Origin of the sequence: Halostagnicola larsenii XH-48 (assembly GCF_000517625.1) — an archaeon.
Lineage (GTDB): Archaea > Halobacteriota > Halobacteria > Halobacteriales > Natrialbaceae > Halostagnicola > Halostagnicola larsenii.
The window spans coordinates 1,216,069-1,235,051 of the sequence record NZ_CP007055.1 but is presented as its reverse complement, the minus strand read 5'-3'; the positions used below and the strand labels follow the sequence as shown (position 1 = coordinate 1,235,051).

Annotated in this window: 17 protein-coding genes; 7 read left to right on the top strand and 10 right to left on the bottom strand. The window is 63.2% G+C overall.

The window, feature by feature from the left end; genetic code table 11:
- Nucleotides 1-237 precede the first annotated feature (237 nt).
- Entirely contained in the window at nt 238-834 is a 597-nt protein-coding gene (locus HALLA_RS06190; protein ID WP_084568943.1) for a dihydrofolate reductase, read from the bottom strand.
- On the bottom strand, nt 831-1,847 hold the full coding sequence (gene thyA / locus HALLA_RS06185) for a thymidylate synthase (RefSeq protein WP_049952567.1): 1,017 nt from the start codon (nt 1,845-1,847) through the stop codon (nt 831-833). The genes HALLA_RS06190 and thyA overlap by 4 nt, the downstream gene beginning before the upstream one ends.
- 144 nt (nt 1,848-1,991) lie before the next feature.
- On the opposite strand from thyA, the gene HALLA_RS06180 reads away from it, so the two are divergent.
- The gene (locus HALLA_RS06180; protein WP_049952566.1) at nt 1,992-3,584 is read left to right on the top strand and encodes a ribonuclease H-like domain-containing protein; all 1,593 of its coding nucleotides are present in this window, start codon (nt 1,992-1,994) and stop codon (nt 3,582-3,584) included.
- 31 nt (nt 3,585-3,615) lie between these two features.
- Nucleotides 3,616-6,393: a DEAD/DEAH box helicase gene (locus HALLA_RS06175; RefSeq protein WP_049952565.1), complete on the top strand. Its 2,778-nt coding sequence runs from the start codon at nt 3,616-3,618 to the stop codon at nt 6,391-6,393.
- A gap of 46 nt (nt 6,394-6,439) precedes the next feature.
- On the opposite strand, the gene HALLA_RS06170 is transcribed toward HALLA_RS06175, so the two are convergent.
- On the bottom strand, nt 6,440-7,123 hold the full coding sequence (locus tag HALLA_RS06170) for a DUF502 domain-containing protein (RefSeq protein WP_049952564.1): 684 nt from the start codon (nt 7,121-7,123) through the stop codon (nt 6,440-6,442).
- A gap of 189 nt (nt 7,124-7,312) precedes the next feature.
- On the opposite strand from HALLA_RS06170, the gene purD reads away from it, so the two are divergent.
- Entirely contained in the window at nt 7,313-8,656 is a 1,344-nt protein-coding gene (purD, locus tag HALLA_RS06165) for a phosphoribosylamine--glycine ligase (RefSeq protein ID WP_049952563.1), read from the top strand.
- Between the two features lie 375 nt (nt 8,657-9,031).
- Here purD and HALLA_RS06160 read toward each other — a convergent pair whose 3' ends face one another.
- Nucleotides 9,032-10,501, bottom strand: coding sequence for an aldehyde dehydrogenase family protein (locus HALLA_RS06160; RefSeq protein ID WP_049952562.1), 1,470 nt, complete (start codon nt 10,499-10,501; stop codon nt 9,032-9,034).
- Between the two features lie 213 nt (nt 10,502-10,714).
- On the opposite strand from HALLA_RS06160, the gene dpsA reads away from it, so the two are divergent.
- Complete coding sequence (dpsA, locus tag HALLA_RS06155; RefSeq protein WP_049952561.1) at nt 10,715-11,260, top strand: DNA starvation/stationary phase protection protein DpsA; 546 nt, start codon at nt 10,715-10,717, stop codon at nt 11,258-11,260.
- A gap of 151 nt (nt 11,261-11,411) precedes the next feature.
- Here the strand turns inward: dpsA and HALLA_RS20985 are convergent, their stop codons facing one another.
- Nucleotides 11,412-11,579 carry a hypothetical protein gene (locus HALLA_RS20985; RefSeq protein WP_169732117.1) on the bottom strand — a complete coding sequence of 56 codons (168 nt, stop codon included), beginning with the start codon at nt 11,577-11,579 and terminating at the stop codon, nt 11,412-11,414.
- Nucleotides 11,580-11,697: 118 nt separating this feature from the next.
- On the opposite strand from HALLA_RS20985, the gene HALLA_RS06150 reads away from it, so the two are divergent.
- Entirely contained in the window at nt 11,698-12,105 is a 408-nt protein-coding gene (locus HALLA_RS06150) for a macro domain-containing protein (protein ID WP_049952560.1), read from the top strand.
- Nucleotides 12,106-12,133: 28 nt separating this feature from the next.
- Here HALLA_RS06150 and purM read toward each other — a convergent pair whose 3' ends face one another.
- The 3 genes from purM to HALLA_RS06135 form a co-directional block, all read right to left on the bottom strand.
- Nucleotides 12,134-13,144 carry a phosphoribosylformylglycinamidine cyclo-ligase gene (gene purM / locus HALLA_RS06145; protein ID WP_049952559.1) on the bottom strand — a complete coding sequence of 337 codons (1,011 nt, stop codon included), beginning with the start codon at nt 13,142-13,144 and terminating at the stop codon, nt 12,134-12,136.
- 112 nt (nt 13,145-13,256) lie between these two features.
- The gene (locus HALLA_RS06140) at nt 13,257-13,874 is read right to left on the bottom strand and encodes a Zn-dependent protease (protein ID WP_049952558.1); all 618 of its coding nucleotides are present in this window, start codon (nt 13,872-13,874) and stop codon (nt 13,257-13,259) included.
- A gap of 22 nt (nt 13,875-13,896) precedes the next feature.
- A complete protein-coding gene (locus HALLA_RS06135; protein ID WP_049952557.1) occupies nt 13,897-15,669 on the bottom strand; it encodes a TraB/GumN family protein in 1,773 nt (590 codons plus the stop codon).
- Nucleotides 15,670-15,778: 109 nt separating this feature from the next.
- Between HALLA_RS06135 and HALLA_RS06130 the strand changes: the two genes are divergently transcribed.
- A complete protein-coding gene (locus tag HALLA_RS06130) occupies nt 15,779-16,222 on the top strand; it encodes an acyl-CoA thioesterase (RefSeq protein ID WP_049954017.1) in 444 nt (147 codons plus the stop codon).
- Nucleotides 16,223-16,383: 161 nt separating this feature from the next.
- Here HALLA_RS06130 and HALLA_RS06125 read toward each other — a convergent pair whose 3' ends face one another.
- Complete coding sequence (locus tag HALLA_RS06125) at nt 16,384-17,169, bottom strand: HAD-IIA family hydrolase (RefSeq protein ID WP_049952556.1); 786 nt, start codon at nt 17,167-17,169, stop codon at nt 16,384-16,386.
- Nucleotides 17,170-17,397: 228 nt separating this feature from the next.
- On the opposite strand from HALLA_RS06125, the gene HALLA_RS06120 reads away from it, so the two are divergent.
- Nucleotides 17,398-17,868 (top strand): hypothetical protein, encoded by a 471-nt coding sequence (locus HALLA_RS06120; protein ID WP_049952555.1) that lies wholly within the window; start codon nt 17,398-17,400, stop codon nt 17,866-17,868.
- Between the two features lie 59 nt (nt 17,869-17,927).
- Here HALLA_RS06120 and HALLA_RS06115 read toward each other — a convergent pair whose 3' ends face one another.
- Entirely contained in the window at nt 17,928-18,746 is an 819-nt protein-coding gene (locus HALLA_RS06115) for an MOSC domain-containing protein (RefSeq protein ID WP_049952554.1), read from the bottom strand.
- Between the last annotated feature and the right edge of the window lie 237 nt (nt 18,747-18,983).

The window sequence follows — 18,983 nt, the reverse complement described above, 5'->3', positions numbered from 1 at the left end:
ACCGCGTACTGATCACGTGCAGCGATTGTCTCTGCCATCTCCGCCACTCCGATCCGGCAGAGCGTCCCAAAACGAGCGCGAAACAGATCGGATGACGGCACACCTCGACGAGACGTTCACCGTTCGACGCCGACTGTACTGTGAGCCAAACGCCACCACGAGCGGGTCAAACAACCGATTACCTGCCTCGAAACGAATCCAAAACCGGCGTGCACACGCCGGCGAAGCTACACCGGTTTACTCCATCCTCCGTCGACCGTACTCGACGAACGCGAATCCGTCGCGCTCGTCTCGAGCGCGTTCGTTCCACGCCTCCCGGTCCCACGCCGGAAAGGAGGTGTCGCCTGCTGGTTCCTCGTGTACCTCCGTGACGATCAATCGGTCGACCACGGGCAGGAACTGTTCGTAGACGGTCGCCCCGCCCGCGACGAAGATTCGGTCGGCGTCGTCGTGGCGGTCCCGCGCGGCGGTCTCGGCCGCCTCGAGCGCACCCTCAATCCCGGCAGCCGTAACGGCGTTCTCGGGCGTCTCGAGGTCCTGGCTCGTCAGCACGACGGTCGTCCGGCCGGGAAGCGGTTCGCCCAGCGCCTCGAGAATTCCCTCGTAGGTGACCCGACCCATGATGACCGGGTGATCAATCGTCGTCTCCTTGAAGTGTTCGAGGTCCGCGGGGATGTGCCACGGCATGTCGCCGTCCCTGCCGATGATGCCGTTATCTGCGACGGCGACGATGGCGACGAGTTCGCAGTCCGTCTCGAGCGCCTCGGCGTCGGTCACGTCGACTTCGTTCGGACCGGCATCGTCCGCGCCGGTCCGTTCGTCTCCGCCGCTCATTCGGCGACCGCGAACTCGAGTCCGTCGTGGGACTCGTAGTCCTCGAGCGAGACGTCCTCGGCCGTCAGTTCGTCGATCGAGACGTCGGCGACGGAGAGCGTCGGTCGCTCGAGCGGTTCGCGAGCGAGCTGTTCGAGCAGGCCGGGAACGTGGTCGAGGCGTTCGTCGCCCTCGGCTTCCTCGGGCGCGCTCGACTCGAGCCACGATTTCACGTCCCGGTACTCCGCGGGCTCGTCGACCGCCGCCAGCCGCGATTGTAGCGCCTTGAGGTTGTCCGCGTACCACTCGCCGCGGTCGCCGCGACCGCAGTAGACGTGCGAGTCGACGACGGTGTGGGCGAAGGTACCGGGTTCGAATCCGGTCTGGGCGGCGATCACCTTCGTCAGGAGCGCGTACGCGGCGATGTTGAAGGGAACGCCCAGCGCGATATCGCCGGAGCGCTGCGTGAGGTGGCAGTTGAGCCGATCTCCCTGCACGTTGAAGACGTAGGTGTAGTGACACGGAGGGAGCGTCGAGACCGCCGCGTTCGCCGGGTGCCAGGCGTTGACGACGAGCCGGCGCGAGTTCGGATTCTCCGAGAGCGTATCGATCACGTACTGAAGCTGATCGAACGTCCGCCGCCCGTCGGCTTCCTCGGTCACCCACCGATGGCCGTCCTCGGGCCAGGACTCGCCCTCGAGTTGTCCCTCCTCGTTCGGAATCGGGTACCGACGCCAAAAGCGGCCGTAGGCGGTATCGAGGTGTCCCGCGTCGTCGGCCCACGCGTTCCAGATCTCCGTCTCCTCGCGGAGATCTCTGACGTGCTCCTCGCCGGAGAGGTACCAGCAGACCTCGTGGATCATCGAGTTCCAGCGGTAGCCGTCCATCGCCTTGGTCGTCAGCAGGGGGTATCCCTCCTGCAGATCGACCTCGTAGTGCTCGCTAAACGACGAAATCGTATCGACGCCGGTCCGATTCGGCTTGTGTGTCCCGCCCGAGAGGACCGAATCGACCAGCTCGAGGTACTGACGCATTGTACACTCGTTTCGGTGGGACTCCCAAAACCGATTCGATTCCGGCGGTCGAGGGTCGAATTTCGCGGTCGTGGGCGGTGCTCTCGAAGTACTTTCACTCCGGTCTCAAAACGCTCATACCCGCGGCTTGTCTTCCAGTGCCCAATGAGCAACCGTGGCCGGCCTCGCGTGCTCTCGATTTCACCCAGGGTGCTCTCGAGCCGGTCGCTCGCGGCGTTGCAGGACGCTCGAGACTATTTCGACCCGGATCTCGTTCTGATTCCCGGACCGTCTCGAGCGCCGCAGGCCGACGCGCGAGCGCGTCACGTATTCGACGTTCCCGTCGTCCACCCGCCGCTGGCAAACGCCTCCGAACCGGTTCGACGACACGATATCGGCTCACATTCGCTTTTCGCCGTCCCCAGTGCCGACGCGCTGGGCGACGCCGAACAGGCACTCGAGCACCGCCTCGAGACCGCCCCCTCCATCGCCGGCGTCGTCTGTGACGACGTGACGACGACGGTTCGTCCGACGGCGCTCGAGACGGACCTCGCTCACCGAAGCGCGTTGTCCGCCGCGTTGCCCGCCGGCAAAACGACGACCGTGCTGACGGGCGGGCTCCCCGCCGGCTACGACGAACGCTGGCGGCTCGCGGCGGACGACGGTGCGGTCGTCGGCGTCGGGGTCGACGACGGGAATTCGCAGGTGGAATCGACGGAAGGAACCACTGTCGGAGTCCGAATCGTCGGAATCGGCTCTCGAGAGGGCTACGGAACGGCGGGGTCGCTCTCGGCGATAGCCTTCGACGCCGGTTCCGACGGCGACATCGGCTCCGACGGCGATCCCGAAAACCCCGACGTGGAGGTACTCGAGACGCTCCCCGCGGACGAATTCGGACTCGAGGCCGTGTCGGGAATCGGACCGAAAACCGCCGACAAACTCGAGCGCCGCGGCGTCGCGAGCCGGTCGGACCTCCTCGAGACCTCGGTCGAAACGCTCGCGTCGATGTCGGGGATCGGGCGGCAAACGGCGGTGCGGATGCACCAACACGCGACGGTGCTCGAGTCGGGAGCGCCGCGTCGACTCTCGGACGAAACCCTCCCCGCCGAGGATAGACCGCGGCCGCCGCTGTGTCTCGACATCGAAACTGACGGCCTCTCCCCGACGATAATCTGGCAGATCGGCGCGTACGATCCCGCGACCGACGAGTACCGCGCCTTCGTCGAGCGCTCGGACCCGACGGAACCGGGCGCTGTCCTCGAGTCGTTTTGCGACTGGCTGTTCGGGGTCCATCCCGATCGGGCGCTGCTCACGTGGAACGGCTGGCGCTTTGACTACCGGCACCTCGAGTCGTTTCTCACCCGGCACGTCCCCCGGTATCTCGACGCGTGGGACGACGTGGCGAAGCTGGATCTCTACGGCTGGGCGGTCACCGACGAAAACGCCGTCCTTCCCGGTCGGACGAACGCGCTCGAGGACGTTTCGGCTGCACTCGGCTACGAGGGCGCGGCCACCGGCCTCGACGGCGCACAGACGGCGCGGGCCTACCAGCGGTTTATTCGAACCGGCACGGAACTCGAGTGGGATCGCCACGAGACCTACTGCGAGGACGACTGCCGGGCGGTGTGGTACGTCTACGAACAGTTGCAAACTGCCGAGAAATCGACTGCGGAGTCGAGAACGGCACCGCTCGACGAAAGGATGTCGACGAGCGATTCCCCGACAACGGGATCACAGACCGGACTCGGTGATTTCTGATGCACCAGATTCGAACGCGAACGACTCGAACATGAACGACCCGAACACGAACGACCCGAACGCAGACGATCTGTCCGCCGATGGACCGACAACGGGCGAGAAATTGCTCGAGACGTTCCCACGGTACCGCGATTCGGCGGACGCGACCGTCCTCGAGCGGCCGGGTCGCGGCCCCGAGACGGTCCCGAACGAGGACCTCCTGCGACCCGAACTGGCGGCACCGCTCGAAAACGACTGTTACACGCATCAGGCCGCGGCCCTTGAGGCCCTCGAACGCGGCGAGAACGTCTGCGTCGCGACGAGTACGTCCTCCGGCAAAACGCGCATCTACGCCCTCCAGATCGCCCGGAACTACCTCGAGGCCCAGAGCGAGCGGACGGGTTCCGAATCGACCGATTCAACGGCATACGTCCTCTACCCGACGAAGGCTCTCTCGAGGGATCAGGAACGCGAACTCAACGACTTCTACGACCAGTTGGGTCTGGACATCACGGTACGGGTCTACGACGGGGATACCGAACGCGGGACCGAGCGACGGGAAATCCGTGAGGAGGCGGACGTCATCATCTCGAACTTCGTGGGGGTGAACACGTACCTCCACGACCACGACCGCTGGGCGCGATTCTTCTCGGCCTGCGATCTGGTCGTCATCGACGAGTCTCACACCTACACGGGCGTTCACGGCATGCACGTCGCCTGGGTCCTCCGACGGCTCCGACGCGTTCTCGAGTACTACGGCTCGGAGCCGCAGTTCGCCCTGACGAGCGCGACGATCGGAAATCCCCGCGAGCACTCCGAGACGCTGCTCGACGAACCGGTGACGGTCGTCGACGACGACGGCTCGCCGCGCGGGCCGCGCGATATCGTGCTCTGGAACCCCCCGCCGCGAGCGCGCGAGAACGAAAATGACAGTCCTGATTACGGCGAGGATGCGGGCGCTGTTCCGGACGCCGACGCGGCGTCAGATACTGATTCGGGCGTCCTCGAGCGCGTTCCGGCGACCGTCGAGGCGCCGAAACTCCTCTCTCATCTCACCTATCTGGGCGCACAGACCCTGCTGTTCACGCCGTCGCGAAAGCTCGCGGAACTCTCGGTCAAACGGGCGAGCAAGCACCGGACCGATCGCAGCCGGTACTACACGGATCCCGAAGGGGGCAGCGCCATCGAACCCTATCACGCGGGCCACTCGAGGCCGAAACGCCACGGAACCGAACACCAGCTGAAAACCGGCCTGCTCGACGGGGTCGCGTCGACGAACGCCCTCGAACTCGGGATCAACGTCGGCGGGATGGACGCGACGGTCCAGATGGGGTATCCAGGCCAGCGCCAGTCCTTTTGGCAACAGATCGGCCGCGCGGGGCGGGGAACGGATCGATCGCTGTCGGTTCTGGTCGCCGAGCACCGAACGTTAGATCAGTACGTCGTCTCGAATTCCGAGTTCCTGCTCGAGTCCGATGTCGAGGACGCGGTCGCGGACACCGACAACGACGCCGTCTTCGCCCAGCACCTGCTGTGTGCGGCGGACGAACTCGCGGTCGACGAGCACGACGTGGGGTCGTTCGCCGATCGAGATCGGCTCGAGCGCGGCCTCGAGATGTGGCGGCGAGCGGGGAAGGTGACCGGCGCGCTCGAGACGGGCGTCTCCTACTGCGGGCCACCTCGTCCGCAGTCGACGATTTCGCTGTACGCGACGCAAGGCGAGGAGTACGAGGTTCGACTCGCTGCGGATGTCGACGAGGAACACGATCCGGAGATGGAACCGCTCGCGCGCGAACGGGTCTACAGGGACTTTCACGAGGGTGCCGTCAGACTCCACGAGGGTCGCCAGTACGAGGTCACGGAGGTGGTACACGACGGCCCTACCCCGCACGTCACGGTGCGGCCGACGGACGTGGACTACTACACGGTCACTCGAAGCGACGTAACGGTTCTGGACGCCGTTTCCGAAGAGAGCCGAAACATCGGCGACTTCACGCTGCATTACGGGCGCGGCCGCGTGCTGGTCTACCACGGCACCTACGACGAGGTCGGGGTCCACGGGGGTAACCGTCGGGCGCAGGGCGTTCCGACGGACAACCCACCGCTCTCGATGGAAACCCAACTATGCTGGCTCGAGGTCCCTCGAGCGGTCGAACGGGACCTCATCGAAAAGTACCGCGACTTCTCGGTTCCCGGGCTCGACTCGGAGCTCGCCGACAGCCCACACCTCGGCTACGCCGCCGGACTTCACGCGGCGGAACACGCGACCATCGGCGTCGCGCCACTGGAGCTGATGGTCGACAAACGCGACCTCGGGGGACTCGCGACGCTGACGATCGATTCGCACCTGGATCTCGAGGCGACGGACGACCGGTCCGTTTCCGCGCCCGAAAACGCCCGGCCGGTCGCGTCAACCGGTGACGATCCGACAAACCTCGCCGCGGCACAGGCGACGGTTCGGGCGACTGCGTCTCGACTCGAGGACGCCCCCTCGAGCGGGTGGTTCATATACGACGGAATCGAGGGTGGGCTGGGATTCTCACGATCGATCTACGAACAGTTCGAACGGATCGCACGCCGCGCGCGTGAGCACATCGCCGACTGCGGGTGTGGACGAGTCGACGGCTGTCCGGCATGCGTGATGGACGAACAGTGCGGAAACGACAACCAGCCCTTGCACCGCGGCGCGGCTATCGACGTGCTGGATCGGCTTCTCGATTCCCGCGGAGAAACTGTTTCCACCCAGTCTGGTTCGAACGAGAAAGGTGAGCCTGCAGCAGAATCGGCCGATGACGGCAGCGGTCGGCGGCCACCGCTGTTTTACTCGTAGCCGGATCTCCCTACTCGAGCCCGCACGAATGCGGTTTACCGCCCGTTCACTCGTCGTCCCGCCCGATCGTCATCTCGTCGACGACCGTAATCTCCGTCCCCTCTTGGAGCTTCGTATCGGCTCTGTCGGCATCGCCGAATCCGGCGCTGACGACTCGAGTGAGGGCCTCTTCAACCGTTTCATCGAGCGTCGTTATCTGGTCGGGGCTGACCTCGACGACGAACCCGCTTGCAATATTGGGTGATGTCGGTACGAAAAGCAATACGTCCCCGCTCTCGGTGGGCCGTCCCGTCTTGAACGCGGTCATTCGAACCCCGTCCCAGGTCTGGACTTTGACCGGTGTCTGTAACGCGTCGTTCTCGCCGAAGGTCGTTTCCGTCGCGGTTTTCGACGCGTTGTAGACCAGACGCAAGCCCGGAACCCGATTGGCTCCGTAATCGATGAGATCCTCGAACACCGCCCCGAGTTTCGTTCGTACCAGCGGGCCGACGACGATCATCATGGCGATCAAGAGCGCGAGAAAGACCACGGCTCGGAGAAAGCGCGCGAGTTCTTGGCGGGCTGGGTCCCCGATAGCCGGAAAGAACGCCTCGAGGAACTCCGCGGTAATCACCACGCCGGGCAAGAGATTCGCGATGAACGAATACAGAACATAACAGATGAACACGGTTGCGAGAATCGGACCGAGGACGATGAGTCCACTCGCGAAGTCGCGTTTCCACCGACTCATACGCGCATCACGAACGCGAATACACAACGATGTTGTTAGTAGATTGTGATTGTCACAGAGCGTCTGCACGGAAACCGTGTCGCGGTGGTCGCCGTCGATCAGTACTCTCGCGGTTTTATACACATATATGGGTATATCATGCTCGAGAAAAGAGCAACGTTTACAGGTTCGTGCGTCCGGCTATCGAACATGCGCGAACACGTGTTGCTGATCGGCGGCGGCGGGCGCGAACACGCGATCGCTCGCGAACTCGCGGCCAGCGAGGCAAAACTATCCGCCTGCGCGGGGAACAGGAACCCGGGTATCGCTCGGCTCGCAGCCGAGTTCGAGACGCTCGAGACGACTGACCCGGCGGCGGTCGCGGAGTACGCCGAAGCGATCGATGCAACTATCGCCGTCGTCGGCCCCGAAGCGCCCCTCGACGCGGGCGTTTCGGACGCCCTCGAGGACGTTGGCGTCTACGCCTTCGGCCCGAAACAGGCCGACGCGAAAATCGAGACGGACAAAGCCTTCCAGCGCCGGTTCATGGCGGAAAACGACATTCCCGGCTGTCCCGACTTCGAGACGTTCGAGGACATGGACGCCGCGTGTGCGTTCGTCGACGAGTACGACGGCGACCTCGCGATCAAGCCCGCCGGCCTCACGGGCGGGAAAGGCGTGAAAGTCATCGGTGATCAGGTGACCGTCGAGGAGGGCAAAGCGTACATCCGCGACTCGGACTACGACCGGATCGTCCTCGAAGAGAGGCTGATCGGCGAGGAGTTCACCGTCCAGGCGTTCGTCGCCAACGGCGGCCTCGAGACCGCGCCGGCGGTCCAGGACCACAAGCGCGCCTACGAGGGCGACGAGGGACCCAACACCGGCGGGATGGGATCCTACACCGACGCGACGTTCGAACTGCCGTTCATGACCGAGAGCGATTACGACGAGGCCGTCGAAATCATCGAGGCGACGGTCGACGCTCTCGAGGACTACCGGGGCATCCTCTACGGCCAGTTCATGCTGACCGCCGAGGGGCCGAAAGTCATCGAGTTCAACGCCCGCTTCGGCGATCCGGAGGCGATGAACACGCTGCCGGTCCTCGAGACCGACTTCCTCGACGTGCTCGTGGCCGCTCGAGACGGCCAGCAACCGCCGGCACTCGAGTTCGCCGAGCAGGCCACGGTCTGTAAGTACGCGGTTCCGGAGGGCTACCCCACGGATCCGTCCGCCGGAACCAAAGTCCAGGTCGACGAAGAGAGCGCCGGCGACGCCCTGCTGTACTACGCGAGCGTCGAAGAGCGAAGCTCTTCGGGCAATCAGAACTCGGAGAGTTCTGATGACGTGGACGAACGCGAGGACGGCATCTACACGACCACCTCGCGGTCGTTCGCGCTTGTCGGCGTCGCGGACTCGATCAGCGAGGCAGAAGAAATCGCGGAGGACGCACTCGCCGTCGCCGGCGAGGAAGGGCTCCACATGCGCCACGACATCGGTAAAGCCGATCTCGTCCAACAGCGGATCGATCACGTCGCGGAGCTTCGAAGCGAGTAGCGTCCGCGGACTCGAGCGGTCTTCGGTGACGATCCGATCGTCTCGAGTCGATGTGGTTCGACGGGTTCGTTCGAAACGAAGACCTTCTGAAAACCCGCCCACAGCAACTCACCTTCGCAGCCTCGTCCTCCCCAGCCGCGGCGGTTCACTCCGTTCGCGGATCGCTTCGCTCACCGCTCACTGGGCGAGGGCTTCACTTCGTTCTGCCCTCGCCGTTCACCGCCACCCTCGCACGGCTTCGGTGGGCCGCTCGCGGCCCACCAGCGCGCGCCACCGTGGCGGGGTATCGGTCGCAGTTGTCTCGTTGTTTGTCGGACTCCGAACGAAATCTCGAGAAAAGACAGCGACAGCGGCGTTTCGCGGGCGCGGCCCGACTTAGAGCACGATGCTCTTCTTGCGCATCATCTCGTGGATCGAGGCGTCGAGGCCTTCGCGGCCGATGCCCGAGTCCTTGTTGCCGCCGAAGGGGATATCGCCCAGTCCGTGGCTCGGTGCGCCGTTGATTCGAACGCCGCCGGCGTCGACCCGCTCTGCGACGTCCATCGCGCGGTTGTAATCGGTCGTGAACACGGCGGCGTCGAGCGCGAGATCGGAGCCGTTCGCGATCTCGAGGGCCTCCTCGCGGTCCTCGAAGGTGGTCACGACGGCGATCGGACCGAACTGCTCCTCGTCGATGAGGCGGGCGTCGTGGGGGACGTTCGCCAGCAGCGTCGGCTCGAAGAACTGGCTGCCGAGTTCGTCCGGAACGCCGTCGGGTGCCTGTCGGCTGCCGCCCCGGACCAGGTCCGCGCCCTTCTCGACGGCGTCCTCGACGAGTTCCTCGACCCACTCGGCCTGATCTTCGGAGATCAGCGGTCCGAAGGCGGTGTCTTCATCGAAGAGGTCGCCGGCCTGCCACGTGCTCATGTTGTAGTCGATCCGCTCGACGAGGTCGTCGTGGACCGATTCCTCGACGAGGACGCGGGAGACGGCCGAACAGCGCTGTCCGGCGTACTTGAGCGAGCCCGACGTACAGGCGCCGGCGACCTCCTCGAGGTCGGCGTCGTCAAAGACGATGGCGGGGGCGTTCCCGCCGAGTTCCATGTGGAGGTTGACCATGCCGCTTTCGTTCGCGACGTGTTTGCCCGCGCCCGACGAACCGGTCATCGCGATCGCGTTGATCCGGTCGTCGCCCGTGAGGATGTCGCCGATGACGCTCGCCTCGCCGGGGACGAAGTTGAACGCGCCGTCCGGAATGCCGTCGACGTCGGCGATGACCTCCGCGAGAATCGCGGCCGAAATCGGCGTCTTGCTCGCGGGTTTGAGTAACACGCTGTTGCCCGCCGCCAGCGCCGGAGCGACCTGCAGCGCGGTCGTCGCGAGGGGATAGTTGTATGGCGTAATACACAGCACCGAGCCGATCGGTTCGTGTTTGACGATCGCCTGCCAGCCCTCGTGTCCCTCGGTCGAGCCCTCGCGGAACTCTCCTTTGCTCACGATGTTGCGTGCTTCCTCTGCGGCCCGGTCGAAGCGCTCTGCGGCCGAGCAGACTTCGCCCCGCGCCGAGGAGATCGGCTTACCCGCCTCGCGCACGATGATTTCGGCCAGTTCCTCCTCGCGCTCGCGCAGCCCCTCTGCGATCGTCTCACACCACTCGGCGCGCTCGACGACGGTCGTCTGTCGCATCGTCGGTTTAATCTCGTGTGCGGCCGCGAGCGCGTTTCGTGCGTTCGCTGGCCCTGCGGCGGCGACTTTCGCGAACGTCCCGCCGTCGGCGAGATCCGAGACCGAGATCGTCTCTCCGGTCTCGAGCCACTCGCCGTCGACGTAGATCCGCTCCGTCCGCTGTGCTGTCCTCGTTGCCATAACTAGCCCTATGATCTCCAGCTTGAAAATATTTACTCAAGGGTGAAAAAACGGCAATCTGTCCGTTACAGTCAGGATGGGCGAGAAGTCACGCTCGAGAAGGGGTGCTAACGAACGATCAGACGCCAATAGTCAACATAAGTTTTTGGAACACGAAGAAATTTTCTTGCATGGGGAACCTTTAAGTGGAATGCACCTGTATATAGAAACGAGATGAGCACCCAAAAGACCGTCCGACAGCAGGCAGATCACGTCGAGGAGAACGAACTTCGCCTTGACCGTGAAAAGGCCGAACAGGTCGTCGACGCGTTGAACACGGAACTTGCGAACGCGTACGTCCTGTATCACCAGCTCAAGAAACACCACTGGGTCGTCGAGGGTGCGGAGTTCCTCGACCTCCACGTGTTCCTCGAGGAAGCCTACGAACACGCCGAAGAGGGCGCAGACGAGATGGCAGAGCGCGCACAGGCCCTCGGCGGCGTTCCGGTATCGGGCCCGACGAACCTCGAAGAGCGTGCGACCGTCGAGTTCGAGGGCGAGGACGTCTACGACGTCCGAACGATGTTCCAGAACGACCTCGAGATGTACGGAGACATCATCGAGTCGATGCGCGATAGCATCGAACTCGCGGAAAACCTCGGCGACTACGCGACGGCCGAGATCCTCCGAGAGATCTTAGTCGAGGTCGAGGACGACGGCCACCACTTCGAACACTACCTCGAGGACGACACGCTGGTCCTCGAAGAAGCGACCCACTGAACCCCTGCAGAGAATCGCTCGAAGAGTTCTTAATTGTCTGCGGCCGTTTTTCAATCGTCGATTGTACGTCCGAGAGATAGCAGGCTCAGGTGTCAGTAGAATCCCTCGAGAAGTCGCTAGCAACTGGCGATATTGGCAAAATCCCACCGGACTACGGCTCGAGATCGACGGCTGTATCGCTTGCAATCCAACCGTCCGTGTTGTTTCGCTCGGTAACGACTAGCTTGCCGGGTCGCGGTTCGTGAGATGAGATAACCGTCGGCGATTCTGCCTCGACGCGTTCGGTGTCAGTATCCTGTTCTGGAACGGGGGCGTCCATCACGTGGAGTTAGGCGACCCTAAATCTAAAAAGGTTTTGGTCGGCCTAAGACTGGGCGCGATTCGTCGTTGGATTCGCGTGGTCCCCTTTCAAACGGCTGGCCGTCCACACCTCGCGCATGGAATTCGACATCGTTCAGGGAGACATCGCGAGACAGTCCGCCGACGCGCTGGTCAACGCCGCGGGAACGAGCCTCGAGATGGGCTCCGGCGTCGCCGGCGCGTTACGCCGACGTGGCGGCGAGCAAGTCAATCAGGATGCGAAAGAAAACGGTCCCGTCGATCTCGGCTGCGAATCGCTCGTGATCCCCGCCCTCGGCTGTGGAGTCGCCGGATTCGATCTTGCAGAGGGTGCGAGGATAATCGGAGAAGCACTGGCGAGTTACCGGCCGGAAACGCTCGAGGATATCCGATTCATCGCGTACAGCGACGAGGAGTACGATACGATCAGGGCCGCCCTCGAGGGCGTTTCGAACGAGGACGTTCCAGAGACCGAATCGCACGCCGAAAGCGAAGCGGATCGATAGCGCGTCGTTAGCGGCGTGACTGCTCGATTCAGGAGAGCGACAGCCCGCGGATCTCGACGCTATCGCCTTCTTCGACTCGCCCGATGATCTGGCCGTCCGTCCGCTCGACGAGCGAATCTGCTCGCTCGGACGGGACGGCGACGACGAATCCGGTGCCCATGTTGAACGTCCGGTGCATCTCCTCGTCGGTCACGTCGCCTTCGGTCTGGACGAACTCGAAGATCGGCTGTGCGGGAAGTGGATTCTCGATCACGTATCGGTTGTCGCCCATTCGCAGCAGGTTCGTCCAGCCGCCGCCCGTCACGTGGGCCGCCGCGCGCACGTCGGCATCGACCATCGGCTCGAGCAGGTCCGTATAGATGCGTGTCGGCCGAAGGAGTTCCTCGCCGATCGTTACCTCGGGATCGAGCGGGAAGGTGTCCGCGTAGTCGTGATTTTGCGTGACGGCCTCGCGTGCGAGCGTGAGGCCGTTCGAGTGAATTCCGTTCGAGGGAAAGCCGACGAGTGCGTCGCCGACGGCAGCCTCGCCGTCGAAAATCGCATCCTTCGACGCGAGTCCGACGCAGGTTCCAGCAAGGTCGAATCCGGTGACGACGTCGGGCATGACGGCGGTCTCGCCCCCCAGGAGGGTGAGATCGGCCCGCTCGAGGCCGACTGCGAGTCCCTCGCCGATCTCGTTTGTGATCTCGTCGTCCGGTTCGTCGATCGCGAGGTAGTCGACGAACCCGGTCGGGGAGACGCCGGCCGCGACGAGGTCGTTAACGTTCATCGCGATGCAGTCGATTCCGATCGTCGAGAAGTCCTCGAGCGCTTCGGCGACGAGCAGTTTCGTGCCGACGCCGTCGGTCGCCAGCGCGAGGTACCGATCGCCGATGTCGAGGAGGCCGGCGTACTCAGTCGTCAGATCGCTTCCGAAGGCCTCGAGCAACGCGGCGGTCGCGTCCTCGCTGGCCTCGATATCGACGCCCGTCTCGGCGTAGGTGAGTCCCTCCGATCGTCCGTCGGCGGCGGACTCCGAGTCGTCCGTCTGGTCGGTCATACCTGACAGACCTCCCGGACCGGCTAAAAGGTCACCGGTCCGGGCCTGAGACGACTCGAGGCGGCCAGCGAGCGGTTCACCGATAGGCGAGCCACCCAGAATCGTCGTCCTCTCACCAGAGTCCGAATATGAAGATAAACCCGGCCAGCAGAGCGACACCTGAGAGAAAGACGACGGCGAAGACCTGTTTGTTCCAGTTCCAGACGGACTTGCCATCGAGCGGCCCGAACGGGATCATGTTGAACGCGGCCAGAAAGAGGTTGATGAGCACGCCCATGTGACCGACGATACCGATCCCTGGTATGACCATCAAGGGGAAAAACAACAGCGCGAGGCCGTGGTTCGTCAACGGTCCCGCGAGCGCGATCATCGCGTTTTCGCGTTCGGTGATTCGGCCGGCGTGGTAGACGGCACCCGGTGCGGCAAAGAGGAATCCGACGAGCGCGCTCATGATCGCCAGAAAGAGCATCTGGTAGTTGGCCCGGAATTCGGCGACCTGCCCGTACCGGATCGCGACGACCTTGTGCGCGAGTTCGTGACACAGGAATCCGACGCCGACTGTGACGAAGCTCAACCCGACGCTCAAAACGAAGGCGGTTGTCGTCGCTCCTCCCCGGTGGATCGGCTCCAAGAGCAACGCGAACGCGACGCTCAAGGTGACCCACGCGGCGGCGAGGTCCAACAGTTCTTCGTCGCTAAACTGTAGCTCCGATTGGGTGGGATAACTCATCGGTCGCTCACCCTCGAGAGGATCACGAGAAATACCCTCGAATTAGCTCCAGACTGTTCTCTGCACCTCGGAGGAGTTCGGCGAAGAGTGCATCGACGCCGCCGATATCCGGCGCGAGGTACGGAAGGACGACGAACGGGAACAGCACCGTCGCGATCAGACTACCGATGTTCGTCAGCGCAACGATCATGATGAGTCGAAACAGCGGTACGTCGAACATGTCTTCGACGGCTTCGCCGAGCGGCCGCTCCGTGTCCCCGATGATCTCGTTGAGCACCTGAATGTCGCGGACGTTGACCGGGCGGTATTTGAGTTCGACGTAGCCGGCGAACCATCCCGGTGCGAGCAACGGATTGATGCTGGTGAGCCAGGCGACCGCGCCGCCGATACCTGCACTCGCCCAGCGCGCTCCGCCGAGGCGAGCGAGGGTGAAGGCGAAGAACCCGTTGAAGAGGAACCAGGCCGCGAACAGTCGGAACAAGAAGGCGTCCTGAACGCCGGCCATGATCAACAGGAGGAAAAAGCCGACGAAGACTGCCATCACGAGATAGCCGAACACCTTCACGACCGAAAACCGGCGGCCAGAATCCGTCTCGCTGATCGACTCGAGCGGCGGCAGCGACTCCGGATCCTCGAGATATCGCTCGATACCCGCTTTGTGTCCCGCGCCGACGACGGCGAGGACGTCGTATCCCTTTTGAGAGAGCGCGTGGAGATTGTGTGCGATGTAGGCGTCGCGTTCGTCGATCAGCGCCTCTGCACCGCCGGGACTAAACCGGCGGAACTCCTCCATCATCGCGGCAACGACGTCGCCGTCGGTCATCTCTTCGATATCGATTTCGTCCACGTCGTCGACATCGGTCGTCAGTACGTCGAGGGCGATTCCACAGAGCCCGCCAACGATTGCTCCGATTCCGAGTCCGGCCAGGACGCCGACGAGTCCGCGGATCGAATACGTGCCGACGTTCTCGAGTGCGCTCGCGGAGACCGGTCCGACGAACGTCTCGGTTACAACGAGGGCGACACCCGTGAGGAGTCCGAGTACGATACCGGCGATGACGCGAACGGAAAACCCGTTGAGGAATCCCCCCGTCGCATCCCCCGCGTTGTCCAGCGAGGGGAGACAGATCAGTCCGACCAATCCGCCGACGATGGTCCCGCCGCTGACTGCGCCGGCGTACTGCAGCCCAACTTGCCCGGTAACGCCGAACAACATGAGGTCGCCAAGGCCCACGAAGGGTGCCACAATCGCCGCGAAGACGAATCCGAAACACGCGCCGACGACGGCGCCGAACGTGATCCCGATGGTTCGGGGGTCGGTTACGCCGAGTGCTAACCCGCCGACCATCTTAAGTTTCTCTACGAACGATAGTCGGGCCCAGAACCGTTGAATCGTTATCTGGATGTCCCGGTCGACGAGCGCGACTCCGTGACCGTTTTTTTCGGCCGATTCGATCGCTGCTCGCATGTCCGCACCGGGTTCGATATCGAACTGGTCTCCGAGACGCGACTGGACGTACGACAGCATCCAGTAGGCGAGAAACTGAAAGACGGTGTTTCCGGAGAGGAGGTCTTCTGCCTGAATGTCGTCCGGCGTTCCGCCTTGCATCTGGCGGTATCGTCCTTCGTCGAGTTCGACGGCAACCATATCAGGAGACTCCTCACGTACTGTCTCCGTCACTTCATCGACGCTCGCCTGAGAAACGTGAGCCGTCCCGAGAACCTGCACGGACCCGCTCTCGCGGTCCGGCGGGTCGGAGGGTTCGGGAACGTCGACATCACCTGCATCGCTCATTACCGAACCAACTCGGGCGCGACTTTTACCAGTATCGAAGCGTGTCAATCGACAACGTCCCCGGAGCCGTGTCGAGAGATTGATTGCACTCGTCGGAAAAGACGGGGCGATGACTGATCTCCTCGAGACCGTGGTCGAAAACCGGGAAATGGTCCAGCCCCACCACGCGAACGCGCTCGATGTGACCCACGGCGGCAACGTGATGAAGTGGATGGACGAGGTTGGCGCGATGGCCGCGATGCGCTTTGCCGGCGAGGCCTGTGTCACCGCTCGCGTCGATCAGATGAATTTCGAACGGCCGATTCCCGTCGGCGATACGGCGTTTATCACCGCGTACGTCTACGACGTCGGCGACTCGAGCGTAAAGGTTCGGATCGTCACCGAGCGCGAGGATCTGCAGACACACGAACGAGAACAGACGACGGAATCGTATTTCGTCTACGTGGCGATAGACGAAAACGAGCAGCCGACGACCGTCCCTGAACTAACCGTCACAACAGCGGAGGGCGAACGCCTTCGGCGCGAAGCGCGTGCGGGCGAAAACGGACACTAATTCGAACCGGTCACGAACTGATTCGAACCGATCACGAGTTCTTGGGGCCGCTCGCGAGTCCACTCGCTCGTTCGCGGTCGACCGCTGGTCGTTTTTGGCTCACGTCGAATACTGGCTTCACTCACCGCTAGTCACCACTACTGACGCAGTCGAACCGTGACTTACTCGGCGAGCAATTCCTCGAGCGCTCCGATCGACTCGAGGACGTACTCCGGTTCGATAGATGCAGACTCGATATCTGATCGTCGGGTGACTCCGGTGAGCACGACGGCGGTTTCCATTCCGGCCCGTTTTCCGAGAGCGATGTCGGTATCGAGTCGGTCGCCCACGACGAGGGTCCGTTCGGGCGGTGCCTCGAGCCTCCCCATCGCGGCCTCGACCGCCGTCTCCGAGGGTTTCCCGAGAATCGCATCCGGTTTACGGCCCGCAACCGCCTCCATTGCGGCGAGAATCGACCCAGAGCCCGGAATTTCTCCCTCGTCGGTCGGAATGGTCGCGTCCGGATCGGTGCCGTAAAACGGGGTCGACCCCTTGAGCGCCCGCAGCGACTCCCAGATAGTTCCGTAGGAGAACTCTCGGTCGAACGAGCCGAGGACGACGCCGCTCTCGTCGGGATTCTGCGTGATCTCTAGCTCGTACTCCTCGAGAAGGGATTTCAACCGTTCGTCCCCGACCAGAAAAACGGGGTCGTCCGGGTGGTTCGACCGGAGGAACTCGGCGGAGACGACGGCGGACGTGAGGACGGCCTCGGGCGGAATATCGATCCCGTGTCGCTCGAGTTTCGTCTCGTAGTGTGTCGCCCCGCGAGTCGGATTGTTCGAAAAAAGCACTCTGTCCATCCCGGCCGCCTCGAGCGCGCGGAGGCCGTCGATGGCACCGGGAATCAGCTGTTCGCCCCGGACGATCGTTCCGTCGACGTCGAGGATCGCAGCCTCGAATGCGGTCATCGTCCGATACACGGCGGCTGGCGGATTGAGTGTTCGGGTTCCGGCCCACAGATCAGGCCGACCAGTGTCGTTTCGAGTGCGTCTCGCTCGAACGGCCAATGACTCGATCGGCCCGACGGCTCGAGCCGCCGACGTGTCTCGAGCCGCGGAAAGCCGTACTGGTCCACCGAACGGCGATGTCGTCCCACGGAGGGAATTCTTATCTGAAGACGACACATACCCTGTCGTATGGGACTGGAGGTCGACCCCCCGAATCCGCCCGAACTGTCGTTCGTCGATCCGAACGAGTACGAAGACGCGACGATCGGCGGCGGCGATGGAACCGAGATCGACTATCGTCGCGAGGAACTACAGGGGTTTCTCGAGGACGGGGCGTGGGAGGAAGCCTTCGAGGAGTGGCTCGAGCAGACCGATCTCGAGGAACGGGAGTTCGAAATCGCTCGGGACCTGGATCTCTTCGTCGAGTTCGATTTCTTCTGGGACGATTTCGCTGATCGAGTCGGCTATCACGCGCCGGGTATCCCCGAAGATTGGCAGGCCCGGGAGTACCACCCCGAACTCGATTCGTGGGGTACCGTCTCCTCGATCAACGCGGAACTCACCGAGTTCGGCCAGCTCGTCTCCGTCGTGCTCAAAGAGGAGTACGTCGACTGGGAAGCCCAGTACGAGCCACCGGAGGACCTCCCCGACTTCGATTAAGCGAGCCGGTTACAGGCGCTCAAGCGTGCTCGAATCTCAACGTCGTCTCACAATGTGAGTCACGAAGAGGCAGACGTCGCGGACGGATCCGGTATCGGCTCACCCACCGTTATCGGGTCCCCGGTCGCGAGACGACTCCCCCAGACCGATTCCGGAACGCTCGTGTTGACCATCAGACGGAAGTAGTGGTCGAACCACGCAGAATTTGCCCAATCGGGAAGCGTCTCCTCGCGCCGTTCGATGAACCGTTTCCGGAACCCGTCCGTTGGCTCTCCCGTATCAGGATCCCGCGTCGGAACGACGCATCGTTGACACGGGTTGACACCGACGAACGTACTCGAGCCGATCTCGAACGGGACGACCGATCCGGGCGTCTCGTAGAGCCGATCCTCCCAGAACGGCTCGGTCCCGCCGACGACGAGGTTCGGGCGCAGTCGCCGTCGCATCTCCGCGGTGTCGATACCGTCGAACCACGACGCGACGGCCTCGAGCGTTCCGGTACTGATGACGGTCGGTCCCGACGCGTCGGTGTCGTCGGGAAACCCGCCCTCGTCGGCTCGGACGACCTCGACATCGTACCCGAAAAAGCAGGTGAGCCAGGAACCGAAATCGTCGCGGTCGACGTCGAGGTGAAACGAAAAGCGGTCGTCGGTGCCCTGTTTCCAGACGGTGATCGTCTTTCGCTCGAGGTCGTATTCCGCGCGCAATCGATGAACCTGGCGCTCGCCCTTGCCGTTGACGTAGTTCCCGTCTTCGTCGACGATCGCGTATCGACGGTCCCACTCGAGGCCGCCGTTTTCGCGAATCGTCGTCGCTTCCACCGCCGTTCCATCCAGTGATTTGACGGGGTAGATGAATATTTGCTCGAGGTGAGCCATTGGCTGTACTAACGTGATCATCCGTGAAATCAGTACCTATATCACGGTTTTTTGCTCGCGGACGGTTTGCGCTGCGGAAAACAGGCATCGTCGCTCGTAGTTTTCGAGCGCTCGCCGATCGTTCGCAACGAGGTCGATCGTTCTTTCGAGCGCGGCTTGATTCTCGGCCGGTCGAACGCAGCGGATCGTTCCGACCGCAACCGCCGAAAGATCTTACTTCTGTCTCGAGTAAAATCT